At 38.3% G+C, this 17,050-nt stretch carries 14 protein-coding genes; 6 read left to right on the forward strand and 8 right to left on the reverse strand.

What is annotated here, in order from left to right; all coding sequences use genetic code 11:
- The first annotated feature begins 72 nt into the window (after positions 1-72).
- Positions 73-1,983 carry a molecular chaperone DnaK gene (gene dnaK, locus GO621_RS08910; RefSeq protein ID WP_157566192.1) on the forward strand — a complete coding sequence of 637 codons (1,911 nt, stop codon included), beginning with the start codon at positions 73-75 and terminating at the stop codon, positions 1,981-1,983.
- A gap of 84 nt (positions 1,984-2,067) precedes the next feature.
- On the opposite strand, the gene rdgB is transcribed toward dnaK, so the two are convergent.
- Both rdgB and GO621_RS08920 read right to left on the reverse strand, forming a co-directional pair.
- Positions 2,068-2,646 (reverse strand): RdgB/HAM1 family non-canonical purine NTP pyrophosphatase, encoded by a 579-nt coding sequence (gene rdgB, locus GO621_RS08915; protein ID WP_157566194.1) that lies wholly within the window; start codon positions 2,644-2,646, stop codon positions 2,068-2,070.
- A 2-nt stretch (positions 2,647-2,648) separates the two neighbouring features.
- On the reverse strand, positions 2,649-3,161 hold the full coding sequence (locus tag GO621_RS08920; protein WP_157566196.1) for a hypothetical protein: 513 nt from the start codon (positions 3,159-3,161) through the stop codon (positions 2,649-2,651).
- Positions 3,162-3,341: 180 nt separating this feature from the next.
- Between GO621_RS08920 and GO621_RS08925 the strand changes: the two genes are divergently transcribed.
- A complete protein-coding gene (locus GO621_RS08925) occupies positions 3,342-4,709 on the forward strand; it encodes a peptidylprolyl isomerase (protein WP_157566197.1) in 1,368 nt (455 codons plus the stop codon).
- Between the two features lie 3 nt (positions 4,710-4,712).
- Entirely contained in the window at positions 4,713-5,675 is a 963-nt protein-coding gene (locus GO621_RS08930; protein ID WP_157566198.1) for an AAA family ATPase, read from the forward strand.
- Between the two features lie 77 nt (positions 5,676-5,752).
- Here the strand turns inward: GO621_RS08930 and GO621_RS08935 are convergent, their stop codons facing one another.
- From GO621_RS08935 to mutL, 6 genes are all read right to left on the reverse strand, one after another.
- Positions 5,753-6,610, reverse strand: a complete 858-nt coding sequence (locus tag GO621_RS08935) for a Cif family virulence factor (RefSeq protein WP_157566199.1) — start codon at positions 6,608-6,610, stop codon at positions 5,753-5,755.
- 192 nt (positions 6,611-6,802) lie between these two features.
- The gene (cysS, locus tag GO621_RS08940) at positions 6,803-8,263 is read right to left on the reverse strand and encodes a cysteine--tRNA ligase (RefSeq protein WP_157566200.1); all 1,461 of its coding nucleotides are present in this window, start codon (positions 8,261-8,263) and stop codon (positions 6,803-6,805) included.
- 32 nt (positions 8,264-8,295) lie between these two features.
- Positions 8,296-9,417, reverse strand: coding sequence for an endonuclease/exonuclease/phosphatase family protein (locus GO621_RS08945; protein ID WP_157566201.1), 1,122 nt, complete (start codon positions 9,415-9,417; stop codon positions 8,296-8,298).
- Positions 9,401-10,246, reverse strand: coding sequence for a rhomboid family protein (locus tag GO621_RS08950; RefSeq protein WP_157566202.1), 846 nt, complete (start codon positions 10,244-10,246; stop codon positions 9,401-9,403). The genes GO621_RS08945 and GO621_RS08950 overlap by 17 nt, the downstream gene beginning before the upstream one ends.
- Positions 10,247-10,289: 43 nt before the next feature.
- Entirely contained in the window at positions 10,290-11,003 is a 714-nt protein-coding gene (locus tag GO621_RS08955; protein ID WP_157566203.1) for a rhomboid family intramembrane serine protease, read from the reverse strand.
- Between the two features lie 30 nt (positions 11,004-11,033).
- Positions 11,034-12,893: a DNA mismatch repair endonuclease MutL gene (mutL, locus tag GO621_RS08960; protein WP_157566205.1), complete on the reverse strand. Its 1,860-nt coding sequence runs from the start codon at positions 12,891-12,893 to the stop codon at positions 11,034-11,036.
- 182 nt (positions 12,894-13,075) lie between these two features.
- Here mutL and GO621_RS08965 point away from each other — a divergent pair, with 182 nt between their 5' ends.
- The 3 genes from GO621_RS08965 (at position 13,076) to GO621_RS08975 (ending at position 17,037) form a co-directional block, all read left to right on the forward strand.
- Positions 13,076-14,752 carry an amidohydrolase gene (locus tag GO621_RS08965; RefSeq protein WP_232335617.1) on the forward strand — a complete coding sequence of 559 codons (1,677 nt, stop codon included), beginning with the start codon at positions 13,076-13,078 and terminating at the stop codon, positions 14,750-14,752.
- Complete coding sequence (locus GO621_RS08970) at positions 14,733-16,565, forward strand: serine hydrolase domain-containing protein (protein ID WP_157566207.1); 1,833 nt, start codon at positions 14,733-14,735, stop codon at positions 16,563-16,565. Before GO621_RS08965 ends, GO621_RS08970 begins: the two co-directional genes overlap by 20 nt.
- Before the next feature lie 88 nt (positions 16,566-16,653).
- A complete protein-coding gene (locus tag GO621_RS08975; protein ID WP_157566209.1) occupies positions 16,654-17,037 on the forward strand; it encodes a VOC family protein in 384 nt (127 codons plus the stop codon).
- Positions 17,038-17,050: the final 13 nt, after the last annotated feature.

Consider the following 17,050-nt stretch of genomic DNA (forward strand, 5'->3'; position numbering starts at 1 on the left):
CTGCTTGGCACATAGCTTGTTCAATAAGATTTATAGTATTAAACAAGAATTTTAAGAAAACTCAATCATATTATGGCTAAAATTATTGGAATCGACTTAGGAACAACCAACTCCTGCGTGGCAGTAATGGAAGGTAACGAACCTGTTGTTATTGCAAACAGTGAAGGTAAACGTACAACTCCATCTGTTGTAGCGTTTGTGGATAATGGCGAACGCAAAGTAGGAGATCCTGCAAAACGTCAGGCTATCACCAATCCAACAAAAACTATATCTTCTATTAAACGATTCATGGGAAACCAGTTTAACGAGGTTACCAAAGAAATTGAACGCGTTCCATATAAAGTAGTTAAAGGCGATGGCAACACACCAAGAATTGCTATTGGCGACCGCAATTATACGCCGCAGGAAATTTCAGCAATGATCCTTCAAAAAATGAAGAAAACTGCTGAAGACTTTTTAGGAACTGAAGTAACAGAAGCAGTTATTACTGTTCCTGCATATTTTAACGATGCACAACGTCAGGCTACAAAAGAAGCTGGCGAAATTGCAGGTTTGAAAGTTCGCCGTATTATTAACGAACCAACTGCTGCTGCTTTGGCTTATGGCTTGGATAAAGCACATAAAGACATGAAAATCGTAGTTTTTGACTGCGGTGGTGGTACGCACGACGTTTCTGTGTTAGAATTAGGTGATGGTGTATTTGAAGTAAAATCAACCGATGGAGATACGCACTTAGGTGGTGATGACTTTGATCAGGTAATTATCGACTGGCTGGCAAATGAATTTAAAAGTGATGAAGCAATAGATCTTCGTAAAGATCCAATGGCTTTACAACGTTTAAAAGAAGCTGCTGAAAAAGCTAAAGTTGAATTATCAAGCACCACTCAAACTGAAATCAACTTACCTTATATTACCGCTGCTGACGGCATGCCTAAACATTTGGTAAAAACTTTAACCCGTGCAAAATTTGAGCAATTAGCTGATAGTTTGATTAAACGTACGATCGAGCCTTGCCGTACAGCGTTAAAAAATGCTGGTTACAGCACTTCTGATATTGACGAAATTATCCTGGTTGGTGGTTCAACCCGTATTCCTGCTATTCAGGATGCAGTTGAGAAATTCTTCGGAAAATCTCCTTCAAAAGGTGTTAACCCTGATGAAGTTGTTGCGATCGGTGCTGCAATTCAAGGTGGTGTTTTAACCGGCGAAGTTAAGGATGTATTGTTGTTAGACGTTACCCCGCTTTCTTTAGGTATCGAAACGATGGGTGGTGTAATGACGAAATTAATTGATGCAAACACAACTATTCCGTCTAAAAAATCAGAAACTTTCTCTACTGCTTCTGATAACCAGCCTTCTGTAGAAATCCATATTTTACAAGGTGAACGTCCGATGGCTGCCCAAAACCGTACAATTGGCCGTTTCCACTTAGATGGAATTCCTGCTGCACCTCGTGGTATCCCTCAGGTTGAGGTTACTTTTGATATTGATGCAAACGGTATTTTACATGTATCTGCAAAAGATAAAGCAACTGGCAAGGAACAAAAAATCCGTATCGAAGCATCTTCCGGTTTAACGGATGCTGACATCAAGAAGATGAAAGATGAAGCTGAAGCAAATGCAGAATCTGACAAACGCGCTAAAGAAGAAGTTGAAAAACTGAATGCTGCCGATGCGCTGATCTTCTCAACAGAAAAACAACTGAAAGAGTACGGCGATAAAATTTCTGCTGATAAAAAAGCTCCTATTGAAGCTGGTTTAGCTAAATTGAAAGAAGCTTATGCTGCTAAAAACATAGCTGATATGGACACTGCACAAACAGAGCTGCAAAACGCCTGGAACGTTGCATCTGAAGAAATGTATAAAGCTACACAAGATGCAGGTACACAAGGTGGCCCAACTGCTGATGGCGGTGCAAACCAGTCAACTGCAAATGAAGCTGCTGATTCTGTAACTGATGTTGATTTTGAAGAAGTAAAATAATCAGTTCAAGCTAAAATTATAATTTAAAAGGTGATTCCAATTTTGGAAGCACCTTTTTTTATGCGGTAAAAGAAGCATCAACATTTACAACTTCTTCAAAAAATCAATAAGCTTTGCCATTGCTTTTCCGCGATGACTAATATTATTTTTTTCCTGTAAAGACATTTCTGCAAAAGTAACCGGATAACCTTCAGGCTGAAAAATGGGATCATAACCAAATCCTAAATTACCAGAAACTTCTGTGTGGATAGTTCCGTGCACAATTCCTTCAAACCAATATTCCTGTCCTTTCCAAAGCAAAGAAATTACGGTTTTAAATTGTGCTTTTCGGTTGGTAACGCCTTCCATTTGGTCTAATACCCGCGCAATATTGGCTGCATGATTGCCGTGTTCTCCTGCGTATCGGGCAGAAAAAACGCCAGGTTCTCCATATAAAGCTTCAATTTCTAATCCGCTGTCATCGCCAAAACAATCTAAACCATATTTATTAAAAATATAATGTGTTTTGATAGAAGCATTTTCTCTAAAGGTAGTTCCGGTTTCTTCAATTTCATCATTACAATGAATATCTTTTAAGCGCAGTATTTTAAATTGATTACCTGCTGCATCTGCAACTTCTTCAATTTTGTGTGCGTTATTGGTTGCAAAAACAAGTTCTTTCATCACTATAAAAGTTTCATTGGTTCCCAGAATGCTTTCGTTTTTTCCTTGTCGCCCAACATATTATTAAAGCTGTAAGTGTACAAAATCTGGCAATTGTTAAAAGTACTAATCTGATTAAGTTCTGTTTCCGGCAAACCTATCGTTTCAGGTTTCAATCCAAAGCACACTAATTTTTGTGGCATAAAAGAAGCATTTAACTGATCGAAAGTAGCGTTTGGGTAAGCAGAAAAATCAACAATGGAAACATCGTCCAAACCCATTTGCTTGCGTAACAACGTGCTTTCTAAAGCTTTTAAATGATTTTCCTGCAAAGCTGTATCAGTTAAAATCAAAAAGTTTTTCAGGTTTTTTCCGGAAAAAGCAAATTCCGGAATAGGAATTATTTCTGCCTCGGTTACCGTTTCTATTGGAAAAGCCTCAGATGTTGTGTGCTTTTTTGCTAAAAAATCTTCACGAGTGAGATATAAGTCCTCATTCATCAAAATTCTAAGCGCAGTAGCATGTTTAGTTAACATAAAGTAATTTTGGTTAAAAATAGTTAAACTGTTTCTGGCTTCGTTATAATTTAAGGAATATTGCAGATAAGTTGTGGCTTATAAAGTTTTGTGCGGAGAGGTGGAATATTTTTACGAAATTTAACAAATTATACACTGGTAAAAACAGTGTTTGTATTAAAAAGAAGATAAGTTGATTATATGAGAAAGTTTACCATTTTGATCCTGTGTTTAACGATGAGTGTTTTTGCTGCTTCGGGTCAAAAAAAATCATTGGATAAAGTTGCTGCCGTAGTTGGCAACAGTATTATTTTAAATTCTGATATCGAGAGGGAATACGATAATTATTTAGTGCAGGGCAACCAGCCAAACCAGTCCGTTAAATGTCAGGTTTTACAGCAATTGTTAACCCAAAAGTTGTTAGCACAACAGGCAGTTATTGATAGTGTAATTGTGAAAGATGATGAGTTGGATAACGAAGTAGATAAACGGATGCGTTATTTTATACAACGTGCAGGCGGGCAAGATAAGTTAGAAGCTTTTTTGGGGAAATCCGTGATTCAATATAAAGATGAAATACGTCCGGATATCCGGGAGCAGTTAACTGCACAGCGGATGCAGCAAAAAATAACAGAGAAAATTAGTGTAACACCTCAGGATGTTAAGAATTATTTTAATGCTATTCCAAAAGATAGTTTGCCTTCTATTAATAAAGAGGTAGAAATAGCACAGATTGTTTTTGACCCGAAATTAACAAAAGAAGAGAAGCAAATTGCACGCGATAAAGCAGAAGGTTTACGCGAAAGGGTAAAAAAAGGGGAAGATTTTGCCACATTAGCTACACTTTATTCTCAGGATCCTGGTTCTGCACCTGCTGGCGGTGATCTTGGTTTTTTTGACAGAAGCACGATGGTTAAAGAATTTACGGCTATGGCTTTTAAATTAAAAGCAGGGGATATTTCACCAGTTTTTGAAACCGAACATGGTTTCCATTTTTTACAAGTGATAGAACGCCGTGGCGAGCAAGTGCATGTAAGGCATATCCTGATTATCCCGGAAATAACACAAGCCAGTTTAGACCGGGCGAAAATAAGGGCAGATAGTATTTACAATATTATTAAAACAATGAAGGTTGATTTTTCTTCGGCAGCTTCTTTTTATTCTGATGATAACGAAACCAAATATAATGGCGGAATGATGCTGAATGCTGAAAATGTAGAAAGCCGTTCAACTTATATCCCAACTGATAAATTGGATCCGCAAACTGCTTTAGTAGTTGATACCATGAAAGTTGGAAGCATTGCCAAACCTGCTTTGTTTACCTCTCAAAATAATAAAAGGAGTTATAAAATTTTGTATTTAAAATCTAAAACAGATGCACATAAAGCAAATTTAGCACAAGATTTTCCGAAGCTAAAAGAGGCAGCATCAGAAAGTAAGATTAGCAGAACTGTGAGCGAATGGTTTGAGAAACGCCGTAAAGAAACTTACATTAATATTGACCCAGAATACCAGACCTGCGATCAGCTAAAATCCTGGGTAGTTACCACAACAGCCGAGGTAAAATAAATTATGCAATACGCATCAGAAGTAGAAGCTGCAGATGCTTTATATGCATCATTTAGCAAGGTTAGGGCAGAAATTGGCAAGATCATTATCGGTCAGGACGAAGTGGTTAAAGCAGTTCTGATCGCTATTTTTAGTAACGGACATTGTTTGTTGGTTGGTGTACCTGGCCTGGCTAAAACTTTATTGGTGCAAACGGTAGCGCAAGTGCTTGACCTCAGCTTTAACCGTATCCAATTTACGCCAGACTTGATGCCTTCTGATATTATCGGTTCTGAAATTTTAGGTGAAGACCGGAATTTTAAATTTATTAAAGGCCCGGTTTTTTCTAACATTATTCTGGCTGACGAGATTAACCGTACGCCACCTAAAACACAAGCAGCTTTGCTGGAAGCTATGCAGGAAAAAGCGGTTACGGCAGCAGGGGTAACACACCAGTTAGATAAACCTTTTTTTGTATTGGCTACGCAAAACCCTATAGAACAGGAGGGAACTTACCCTTTGCCGGAAGCGCAGTTAGACCGGTTTATGTTTAATATTGCTTTAGGCTATCCTTCTTTTCAGGAGGAACTGAACATTGTTAAAAATACTACGGGTAATACAGTAAACAAGATCAACAAGCTGCTGAATGCAGAACAGATACGTTACTTTCAGCAGTTGGTTAGAAATATCCCCATAACAGATCACGTACTGGAATATGCTGTAAAACTTACTGCTAAAACGCGGCCAAATACAGCTTTGGCAACACCAAAAGTAAACCAGTTGTTAAGTTGGGGCGCAGGGCCAAGGGCATCGCAGTTTTTAGTTTTAGGAGCCAAATGCCATGCAGTAATCTCCGGAAAATATTCTCCTGATATAGAAGATGTGCAGGCTGTAGCTAAAGCTATTTTACGCCATCGTATTGTACGAAACTATAGGGCGGAGGCAGAAGGTTTATCTGCTGATCAGATTATTGAGCAGTTGTATTAAATAATAGGTATTATAATAAGAAAGGCCGCTCAATCAAAAAGCGGCCTTTCTTATTATGATGATGCTTCTTTTACCACCTATTTTTCAATAGGAGAAAAAATCTCTACTAACATATTCCATTTATAGGATTTATCAGGTTCCCAAATACGCACATAATTGTAATTATTGGTGATCTCGCCTTTTTTAATTTTAGCTTTACCGTAACTGTAAGCTAAATCCCCGCTGGTAGCACGGCCGGCGCCTGTATTTAAAGCTTCGATATTAATGGCTTGGTTACCAATAAACTGCAATATTTTATCCTGCCCAATAATGGGTTCAAAACCAGGGAAATAATACCTTCCGTCTAAAGTAATAAACTCTTTATAAGCAGAAAGCGAAGAAAGAGAAAGCGACGAATTAAATAATTTATCGGTAGTGATGATGATGTTACGGCCGTTAAAAGGATCTTTACTGTTGATACGTGGCGTAATAGTTGGTTCTTTAAAATCTACGATCTGATCTTCTTTTGGCTCCGGGTGCTGCATGTTTATGTTGAAGATGAGCTTCAATTTTCCGCCGGCATCTTTCCGCCATATAGAAAGATATTCGCCAAATTCCGAATCTTCTGTCCCATTATCTTTTATAGCATACGAGCCAGCGGTAAAAGCCAAGTCTCCATTGGCAGAAATACGAGCGATTTTAGGTATTGCTGTTAATTTGCCTGCAATTTTTGGGCTGCTAGCATAAAAGGTTTTGGCAGTAACAGGTTCTGGTTTAAACACAATAGCGTCTGCATCTACAACTGCCATTGTGCCCTCTTTAATGCCTTTTTGGGCAACTACCCTGTTAAAATCTTTTTCTGCATCTAATACTTCTTTTACCTGTGCAGTTTTTTGTGCGGAAGCAATTTGGTTAAAGCATAAAAAAGCTACAAAAGCAATTGATATTTTTTTCATATGTGATATAAAGAAATGTGCCGCAAGTTATTAATTTTTTTTGCTGCTACGGCTTGTTTAAATTGAAAGAAAGGTTAATGTTAACTAAGCATTTTAGTTTAAACTTATCTTAGATAGCTTTAGTATTCTGCTGATGCTGTTTTTAGCACATCTTTTTTATTGTCGGTTATCATGCAGAAAAATATTGCCTGATTAAATTTTTGTCCAGGTTGTGCCTTCTTTGCTGTCTTTTAACTGATAACCTATTTTTTGCATGCCTTGCCTTATTTTATCTGAAGTTGCATAATCCTGGTTTGTTTTTGCTTCACTACGTAAATTAATCACAAAATCCAATACTTTCGGCAATTCATCAGAAGCTGCAGATTCATCTTTTAAGCCTAAAACATCTATCACAAAATGTTGTAGCAGTTGCCGGAGCAGATCAAGATTTTTCCGGTCGATCTTCAATTTTTGATCATGAACAGAATTAACCAAGCGGCAAACTTCAAACAATTCTGCAATTAATACCGGACTGTTAAAATCATCGTTCATGGCTTCGTAGCATCTTTGCTGCAAAGGTCCTATTTCTATTTCTCCGTTTGCAGATGCTTGTAGTCCCGGTGCCAGTGCAAAAGCATTCATCATTCTTTTAAAGCCTTTTTCCGAAGCATCTAATGCGTCATTAGAAAAATCGAGCGTACTGCGGTAATGGGCCTGTAACATAAAAAAACGGACTGTCATCGGACTATAACCTTTATTTAACAAGGAATGATTGCCTGTAAAAAGCTCTTCAGGCAAAAAACTATTGCCTAACGATTTAGACATTTTTTGTCCGTTTACCGTAAGCATATTGGTATGGATCCAATAATTTGCAGGCATTTTTCCGCAAGCGGCTTCGTTTTGCGCAATTTCATTAGTATGGTGCGTAGGCGCTAAATCCATTCCGCCGCCATGAATATCAAATTGCTCACCCAGATACTTGTTGCTCATGGCAGAACATTCGAGATGCCAGCCTGGAAAACCAATACTCCAAGGCGAAGGCCACTTCATTAAATGTTCTGGTTTTGCTTTAATCCATAAAGCGAAATCAAGTTTACCGCGTTTCTCTTCCTGGCCTCCTAAATTGCGTGTATTGTTCAGCATGTCCTCCAGGTTCCGGTTGTTTAAAATGCCGTAATTATGGCTTTGGTTGTATTTTTCTACATCAAAATAAACAGAACCATTTACTTCATAAGCCAGCCCTTTTTCTAAAATGGTTTTTACCAGTTCAATCTGCTCAATAATATGTCCGGTTGCAGTTGGTTCAATACTTGGCGGTTTTACATTAAAAATTTGCATGATCTGGTGGAAATCTACCGTATATTTTTGTACAATTTCCATTGGTTCCAGTTGTGCCAGCTTTGCTTTTTTGGAGATTTTGTCTTCTCCTTCATCTGTATCGCCTTCTAAATGGCCGGCATCTGTAATATTACGGACGTAACGAACTTTATAACCTAAATGAGTAAGGTAACGGAAAATAAGATCGAAAGAAATAAAGGTGCGGCAATTGCCCAGGTGCACATCACTATAAACGGTTGGGCCACAAACATACATACCGGCAAATGGTGGGTTTATGGCTTTAAATTCTTCTTTTTTACGGGCTAAAGTATTGTAAATAAAAAGCTTTTGCTGCATCGGACAAATTTAAACAAAAAGACGGCTTTTGCTTACTTTAACAGCAAATCGGCACGAATTGCATAATGATCGGAAAGCTTTTTCTTAAACACTTTATAATTAATTACTTTAAATTTAGGGGCGGCCAGAATATAATCAATTTGGTAATTAGGAAAATCGCCATTATAAGTAGCGCCGAAACCATTTCCCTTTTCCTGAAAAGCATTTATTAAACCAGCGCTCATTTTATTAACGGCAAAAGAAGCGGGGGTATCATTAAAATCGCCGGCAATTACAAAAGGATAAGGTGATTTATTTGCATGGTCTTTTACTAAGTAAACCTGTTCGCTACGCTTTAAAAAAGCTTTTTTAAGTTTACTCATAATGCGTTTATAGGAGTTCATGCTGGATTCTTTTGCTTTAGCTACGCTATCGATAATCTGGTAATCCTGTGGCTGAAAATTGATGGATTGTAAGTGTACGGCATACACACGTATGATCTGGTTTGCTTTTTTTACATCGATAAAAATACACTGGTTGGTACTGTTTTTATCGGATAATTGTATGAACCCTTTATTTACAATCGGATATTTAGAAAAAGCAGCTACTCCGCTTCCTTCAAAATTGATATTATCAACAGCAAAAGTATCGAAGTAACTAGTGTGCAATACTTTTTCTAAAGAATCGATCATGGCAAATTTTCCTTTTTTGCGGGTGAAAAATTCAGGTATGCAAATTACATCAGGCTGTTCATCATTTATCAGCTGTAATATTTCTGTTCGTGTAGGCTTTGTATTATTTTCGCCTACACCCATAAAGCCGTGTACATTGTAGGTCATTAAACGCAAATAATCTGGAGAGGCTTTAAGTCCATCAGAAGAAGCGGTATTAATGTTAAAGCTTTTTACCAGAATACTCCAGCCTAACAAAATACTGATTAAGGGAATAAAAATGAGTTTGCTGAAACGGATAAACCAATATAAAACCAGTATGATGTTTGCGATGAGGAGCGGCGGATAAGCAAGCCCAAAAAAAGCAAGCTGCCAGAAAGTACGCGGATCAATTAAACTGGCCAGTAAACTAAGCAGAATAGAAATTGAAGCTAAAACGGTAAAAAACAAAACTACTTTATCCAGAAAAGGTAGCTTTTTAACTGGTTTATTCTTTGCTGGCATTAAACAGGGTTTCCTTTTCTTTTTTAGTTAAGCTGGCATAGCCCGATTGCGATATTTTGTCTAATATAGAATCTATTTCCTCTTCTTTTGATCGTACCGTACTGTTTTTAGCATAGTTTTTTGATACGATATGTAACGTTTTTGGTTTAGAAAACCGTTGAAAAGCCTGCCCCAACATGGAGCTGCCTTGTATATGTTTAATATAAAAGAAACCTGCAATAGCACCGCCGATGTGCGAAATTTCTCCGCCTGCGTTGGGGCCTGTGATGCTGATCAGATCGAATAGAACATAGAATAAAGCAATCCACTTTAATTTTACAGAACCTAAAAACAGCAGTTGTATGGTATAATCCGGAAGCAGCGTTGCTGTTGCCACAATAATTGCCATTACTGCAGCAGAAGCGCCAACGGTTGTAGAGCCAAATTTTGCCTCAGCAAAAAGCGGAAAAATATTATAGAACGAAACATACAAAAACGCGCCTGCCAAGCCGCCGATAATATAAAGGTCAACCAATTTTTTGCCGCCTAAATATTCCTGAAAAATGCTTCCAAGCCAGTAAAACCACAACATGTTAAACAGGATATGGAAAAAGCCATCATGCAAAAACATATAGGTAAGCGGTGTCCAGAAACGGATCAATAATTTTGGCAGATAGGAGGGGACTGCCAAAAAATCGTTTAGGGTAAGCGTAATGGCTGCGTTGCGGGTAGTTAGCATTTCGATTACACCCAGCAGGCTTAAAAATAAAAAAACCAATACGTTAATCCCGATCAGTAAATTTAACCTGTTTCCAGAACGAAAAACTTGTGTACGAATTTCTTCCCACATAAAAATTATCAGTTTAAATCAAATTCGTTTTAATAACGTTAGATTAATAAAAATCGTTTGTTCGGTGCATGCCCCAAACCTTTAAAAGTATATATCCAAATAAAGCGCCGCCCAAGTGAGCAAAATGAGCTACAGAATCTCCCTGGTGCTGACTTAAGCCCAAATATAATTCAACCACAATATAACCAATTACGGCATATTTTGCTTTTACAGGAATCGGGATCAGCATAATATACAAACTTGTTTCTGAATATAAAACACCAAAAGCAACCAAAATTCCAAACAATGCACCGGAAGCACCAACCATTGGGTCAGTATAAATAGCCCTTAGTTTTTGTCCGCTTTCCGAAGTAATATTATAACTTACATTGGGGTCAAAAATAAAACTTCCTAAAATGCCGTGTACTTCTATTGCCTGTACCAGCATTTGTAAAGCAAGTGCGCCTAAACCTGTTATAAAGTAATAATTTAAAAAACGCTTCGACCCCATATAATACTCAATTGCAGGGCCGAACATGTACAAGGCAAACATATTGAAAAAAATATGTGCCCATCCGCCATGCATAAACATGTAGGTAATGGGTTGCCAGACTCTAAAATAAGGAGAATTAAAATAAAATGCACCTAAATGATAAGCTAATTGGATACCGGAATTTTCAAAAACCAAAGTGGCTATAAAGAAAATAATATTGATTATCAGCAGGTTTTTTACAACAGGCGGAATATTGGCTAAAGGCGATTGTCCGAATAAATTCATGTTTTGGTAAGAAGCGGTACGATGCTTCTTTTATCGATCAAATTTTTGAAAAAGCTCTTCTAAAGTATAAGTAATAATTACAGGTTTGCCGCTAAGCGAAACATTTGGCATCTGGCAGGCAAACAACTGGTCGATCAACTGGTTCATTTCTTCCAAAGAAAAACGCGTTCCAGAATTTACGGCAGCATTTTTTGCCAGCGTTCTGGCCAGGTTATCGTGCTTGCTTAACTTTAAAGCCGACTGGTTGTTTTTAAAACCTTCCAGCAATTTTTCCAGCATTTCGTTTTCGCTTGCTTTGGTTAATTCTGCCGGGATACCTTCTACAACTACCGTATTTTTTCCAAACTCGCGGATGTCAAAACCAAGTGCACGAACATCGTTCAACAAACTTTGTAACAGTTCAAAATCTGAAGTGCTTAAGGTAATACTTTGCGGAAACAACGTTTGCTGGCTAACGCCGGTATGATTTTCCAATTGGATTAAAAAGCGTTCATATAAAATCCGTTCGTGTGCGGCCTGTTGGTCAATCAGCATAAAACCCGATTTTATTTGTGATAAAATAAAGCGGTTATGAATTTGAAATAATTGCCGTTCGCTCGATTTGCTTAGCTGCCGGTTATCTACCGAAATCTCTCTTTGCTGCGTATCAATTTCCTGCTGTTCTGCAATTTTACCTTGCGTTATGGCATATAAAGTATCCCAGTTTTGCACAAAATCAGGTTTTCGCCTTTCGACAGAATTTCTGATAAAAGATTTATCTGTTGCTGTTTTTACCTCGGCAGAAAAAGGGTTAAAATCAGGATTGAAGCTAATGGCCGGCGGAATAATCTGATCAAATGGTTTATGGCTGATCATCTGGTCGAAACCGGTTTCCTGGTTAAAATCCAACGAAGGCGTAATGTTATATTGTCCTAACGAGCGTTTTACCGCCGAACGGATAATGGCATAAATGGCTTTTTCGTCCTGATATTTAATTTCTGTTTTGGTTGGATGAACGTTGATGTCGATTTTACTTGGATCAATGCTGATAAAAAGGACGTAAAGCGGAAAACTATCGTCCTGCAATAATTCCTCAAAAGCGGAAGAAACGGCGTGGTTCAGGTAATTATCACGTATAAAACGGTTATTGACAAAAAAGAATTGTTCGCCCCGGGTTTTACGCGCAAACTCTGGTTTCCCTACAAATCCTTCCAGTTTAATAATGGAAGTATCTTCCTGCACCGGCACTAATTTCTGGTTGTAATTATTGCCGAACAAATGCACAATCCGTTGTTTTAAAGTAGCAGCAGGCAGATGAAAAACTTCCTGCCCATCATGGTGCATGGTGAAAAATACCTGCGGATAAGCCAAAGCAACCCGTTGAAACTCATCAATAATATGACGTGTTTCTATCGAGTTTCCTTTTAAAAAATTACGGCGTGCAGGCGTATTGTAAAACAAGTTTTTAATGCAGATAGAAGTTCCGGCGGCAGTAGCGCAAGGTTCCTGACTGGTGATGACAGAACCTTCAATACAAATTTGTGTGCCCAGTTCATCTTCCTGCCTGCGTGTTTTCAGTTCAACTTGTGCAATTGCTGCAATAGAAGCCATCGCTTCTCCGCGAAAACCCATGGTCCTTATCGCAAACAAATCCTCGGCTTTCCTTATTTTTGAAGTTGCGTGTCTTTCAAAACACATCCTCGCATCGGTAAAACTCATGCCGCAGCCATTATCAATTACCTGGATCAGCGCTTTGCCAGCTTCTTTTATAATCAGTTGGATTTTATCGGCACCAGAATCAATGGCGTTTTCAAGCAGTTCTTTTACTGCCGATGCCGGGCGTTGTACCACTTCACCTGCAGCAATTTGATTGGCAACAGCATCAGGTAAAAGGTAGATAATATCAGACATTAATCTTTCTCAATTCTATTTCGATGCTAAATTAAAAAAATGATCGCATAACTTCGCAGGTTTGACGGGCAGATGTAGCTTTGGCAAATTTTAATTAGGCTGGAATGACAAATATTTTTACTAATTCTGATGAAACAAATTCTTTCTGCTACACTTAAGAAAGGTCAATGAATAAATTGAACATGAATAAACTATCGTTAGTAAAAAACAAATTTATAGTGGTAAAAGAAGCATGTTGCCTCATGCTTCTTTTACTGGCAATTTCTTGTCAGCAAAAAAAAGAATACAATGCAGATTTGCTGGTTAAAAACGCGCGTGTTTATACGGTAGATAACCGCTTTACCGTTGCAGAAGCTTTTGTGGTGAGGGACGGAAAAATTTTAGCGGTTGGCAAAACTTCTGATCTGGAGAAAAAATACCAGCCAAAAGAAGTAGTTGATGCCGCAGGAAAAGCAGTTTTCCCGGGTTTTATTGATTCTCATGCACACTTTTACGAATATGGAATGAGTTTACAAGCCGTTAACTTAAAAGATATTAGCAGTTGGCAGGAGATTGTAGATTCTGTAAAACATTACGCAGAAAATAATACGGATGGCTGGATCATTGGCAACGGCTGGGACCAAAACCGCTGGAAAAACAAACAGTTTCCGAACAAACAGCAGTTAGATGCTTTGTTTCCGGTTCGGCCGGTTTTGCTGACACGTGTTGACGGACATGCAGCAATTGCTAACCAGGCAGCTTTAAATATTGCCGGAATCAAACCAAACCAAAAAATTGCAGGCGGAGAAATTGAAACGCTAAATGGTAAATTAACCGGAATTTTGGTTGATAACGCCGTAAGTTTAGTAACACATAAAATTCCGGTTTTAACAGACGATCAAACCAATAATGCTTTTTTACAGGCGCAGCATAATTGTTTTGCCGTTGGTTTAACTACCGTTGCAGATTGCGGGCTGGATTACAGCTTGGTGAACACCATTCGCCAGTTGCAAAACCGTGGCGATTTAAAAATGCGCCTGTTTGTTATGCTTTCGGATAACCAGCAAAACCTGGACCTTTTATTTCGAAACGGAGCTATCAAAACACCTCGTTTAAATGTAAGCTCTGTTAAGGTTTATGCCGATGGCGCTTTAGGTTCGAGAGGTGCGTGTTTGTTAAAACCTTATGCCGATCAACCAAAATGGAATGGCTTTTTACGAAGCCCGAAGCAACATTTTCAGGATATAGCAAATTTATTAGCCGCAAAAGGTTTCCAGATGTGCACACATGCAATTGGCGATTCAGCAAACAGGGTGATGCTTAAAATTTATGCAAGTGTTTTAAAAGGGAAGAATGATCGCCGCTGGCGGATAGAACATGCCCAGATTATTGATCCGGCAGATTTTAAATACTTCGGAGAAAATAATATTATTCCATCTGTACAACCTACACACGCTACTTCTGATATGAACTGGGCTATACAGCGCTTAGGAAAAACACGCATAAAAACAGCTTATGCTTATCAGCAATTATTGCAGCAAAATGGCTGGCTGCCTTTGGGAACAGATTTTCCGGTAGAAAATGTTAGTCCGTTATATACATTTTATGCAGCAGTTGAACGAAAAGACCTGAAAGGGTTGCCCGAAGGTGGTTTCCAGAAAGAAAATGCGTTAACGCGTGAACAGGCAATCAGGGGAATGACGATCTGGGGCGCAAAAGCAAATTTTCAGGAAAACGAAAAAGGAAGCATTGAGCCTGGAAAATTTGCTGATTTTGTTATTCTCGATCAGGATTTAATGCGTATAAAAGGCAGCGAACTGCCAAAAGTGAAAGTGTTAAAAACTTATATCAACGGAGAAAATGTATATCAAAAGCGTTAACCGCAGTTGTATTGCCGCATTATTATGGCTTGTTGTAATTTTAAATTCTGCCTGTGCACAAGTTCCAGGTCCGCATCAACAAAACCAAGGTTTTTTAGCTGCTAAAAGAAGCATCGAAAGTTCTACAGTTTTGCTAAATAACCAGGACCAGTTGGTTCCGGTAAAAAACCTCGATCAGCAAAAAATTGCCAGTGTTCGTTTCGGTTTTGAAAACGCCTCGGTTTTTGATAGCCTTCTTAATAAATACACAAAAATCCAATCTTTTAATGCCTCGGCTTATGCCGGAAGCAGAACTTTGGATGGATTATTATTCGACCTAAAATTTTATACAACCGTAATTGTTCAGTTGAATAAACAGGATTTAGAGAACCCGGCGCTGCTGCCCTTTTTATCGATGTTAGATCAGCATAAAAACTTAATTGTTGCTTGTTTCGGTGCATTGCAACTACGCCCGGAATTTGACCTGCTAAAAGGAGTACTCTTATGGTCGCCTGTTAATTCAGCAGTTGCAGCAAATTATGCAGCACAAATGATTTTTGGCGGCGCAGCAGCAACCCAAAAGTTAAGCGCTAGTATTTCTCCAAAATATCGAAACGGCGATGGTTCTGCTACAACGCAAACGCGTTTAGCTTATTCTGTTCCGGAGGAAGCCGGGATCAATGCTGATAATTTAAATCCGGCTATTGATAAAATTGTTGCAGAAGCGATTAACCAAAGGGCAACGCCGGGAGCCGTAGTTCTGGTAGCCAGAAACGGTAAAGTTATTTTTAACAAAGCTTATGGCAGCCACACTTACAACGATACTTTAAAAGATAAGATAACAGATATTTTTGATCTGGCATCGGTTACAAAAGTATCGGCTACCACCATGGATGTAATGCGGCTTTACGACCAGGGAAAGTTAAACCTCGATTCTACAGCCGGTTCTTACTTAGCTTCTGCCCGTAATACCAACAAAAATGATATTAAAATACGTGAGTTCTTAACGCATCAATCTGGTATGGTTCCGGATATTATCACTTGGGAAAAGTTAAAAGCCGTTGATCGTAGTACAGATTCATCTGCTGCGTTTCCTACCAAAGTGGCAGATCATTTTTATCTGAAAAAAGATTATTTTAAAGATGTAATCTGGCCAGATATGCTTAAATCTCCACTTAAAACAAGAGGAAAATATGTTTACAGCGATTTGAGCATGTATTTTATGAAAGAAATTGTAGAAACTATTTCTTCTACACCACTCAATGTTTATGTCCAGCAAAACTTTTATTCACCATTGGGTATGCAAACCGCAGGTTTTTTGCCGCTTAACCGCTTTCCGAAAGATCAGATTGTCCCAACAGAAAATGATTCTGGTTTCCGCCATCAATTGCTGATTGGTTATGTGCATGACCAGGGCGCAGGATTGCTTGGAGGTGTTTCTGGTCACGCTGGTTTGTTTGCCAGCGCCAATGATCTTGCTATTTTATATCAGATGATTTTAAACCGGGGAACTTATGGCGGCGTTCAATATTTAAAGCCGGAAACGGTTGATCTTTTTACTTCAAAACAATCTGATGTAAGTCGCCGTGGCTTAGGTTTTGACCGCTGGGATCCAAACCGTGCAACCCGCTATCCTTCTGTTCTGGCCTCAGATCAAACTTATGGACATACTGGTTATACCGGAACTTGTTTTTGGGTCGATCCGAAATATAACCTTGTTTATATCTTTCTTTCTAACCGCGTAAACCCAAAAGTTACAGACAAATTATCTGATTTGGGTATCCGCAGAAGAATACAGGATGCCGTTTATGAAGCGATAGAAAAAGGTATTTGAGTTAATCGGATTTACAAATCATTATTGACTTTCAATACTTTAACTTATATTTACTATAATAAAATCAATAATAATAAATATAAGTATTATGAAAGACAAAAGTAGAATTCCCGAAGGTTATCAACGCATTATCCCATATCTCATCATCCATAATGCGCTTGATTTTTTTAATTTCACTAAGAACGTTTTTGATGCGGAAGAAAAATACCGGCAAATGCGTGATGAAAAAGTTTTGATGCATGGCGAAGTAAACATTGGAGGAAATTATATCATGTTTGCTGACGCCACAGAAGGGCATCCGGCTCAAAATGCCGGTATGTTTATTTATGTCGATGATTGTGATGAAGTTTACAAAAAAGCATTGGTAAACGAAGCGTCATCCATTATGGAACCATCCGATCAAAGTTATGGCAGAAGTGCGGGTGTAAAAGATTCTTTCGGCAACACTTGGTGGATAACCACTGGTATTTAAAATTTTTAGAAAC

Origin of the sequence: Mucilaginibacter arboris (genome assembly GCF_009754915.1) — a bacterium.
In the GTDB taxonomy this organism is placed as follows: Bacteria; Bacteroidota; Bacteroidia; order Sphingobacteriales; family Sphingobacteriaceae; genus Mucilaginibacter_A; species Mucilaginibacter_A arboris.

What these genes read in the sequence shown, in the direction of transcription:
- GO621_RS08975 (WP_157566209.1), top strand. Translation starts at nt 16,654, where the DNA reads ATGAAAGACAAAAGTAGAATTCCCGAAGGTTATCAACGCATTATCCCA.
- GO621_RS08950 (WP_157566202.1), bottom strand. Translation starts at nt 10,246, where the DNA reads ATGTGGGAAGAAATTCGTACACAAGTTTTTCGTTCTGGAAACAGGTTA.
- GO621_RS08970 (WP_157566207.1), top strand. Translation starts at nt 14,733, where the DNA reads ATGTATATCAAAAGCGTTAACCGCAGTTGTATTGCCGCATTATTATGG.
- cysS (WP_157566200.1), bottom strand. Translation starts at nt 8,263, where the DNA reads ATGCAGCAAAAGCTTTTTATTTACAATACTTTAGCCCGTAAAAAAGAA.
- dnaK (WP_157566192.1), top strand. Translation starts at nt 73, where the DNA reads ATGGCTAAAATTATTGGAATCGACTTAGGAACAACCAACTCCTGCGTG.
- mutL (WP_157566205.1), bottom strand. Translation starts at nt 12,893, where the DNA reads ATGTCTGATATTATCTACCTTTTACCTGATGCTGTTGCCAATCAAATT.
- GO621_RS08930 (WP_157566198.1), top strand. Translation starts at nt 4,713, where the DNA reads ATGCAATACGCATCAGAAGTAGAAGCTGCAGATGCTTTATATGCATCA.
- GO621_RS08945 (WP_157566201.1), bottom strand. Translation starts at nt 9,417, where the DNA reads ATGCCAGCAAAGAATAAACCAGTTAAAAAGCTACCTTTTCTGGATAAA.
- GO621_RS08955 (WP_157566203.1), bottom strand. Translation starts at nt 11,003, where the DNA reads ATGAATTTATTCGGACAATCGCCTTTAGCCAATATTCCGCCTGTTGTA.
- GO621_RS08920 (WP_157566196.1), bottom strand. Translation starts at nt 3,161, where the DNA reads ATGTTAACTAAACATGCTACTGCGCTTAGAATTTTGATGAATGAGGAC.
- GO621_RS08935 (WP_157566199.1), bottom strand. Translation starts at nt 6,610, where the DNA reads ATGAAAAAAATATCAATTGCTTTTGTAGCTTTTTTATGCTTTAACCAA.
- rdgB (WP_157566194.1), bottom strand. Translation starts at nt 2,646, where the DNA reads ATGAAAGAACTTGTTTTTGCAACCAATAACGCACACAAAATTGAAGAA.
- GO621_RS08925 (WP_157566197.1), top strand. Translation starts at nt 3,342, where the DNA reads ATGAGAAAGTTTACCATTTTGATCCTGTGTTTAACGATGAGTGTTTTT.
- GO621_RS08965 (WP_232335617.1), top strand. Translation starts at nt 13,076, where the DNA reads ATGAATAAACTATCGTTAGTAAAAAACAAATTTATAGTGGTAAAAGAA.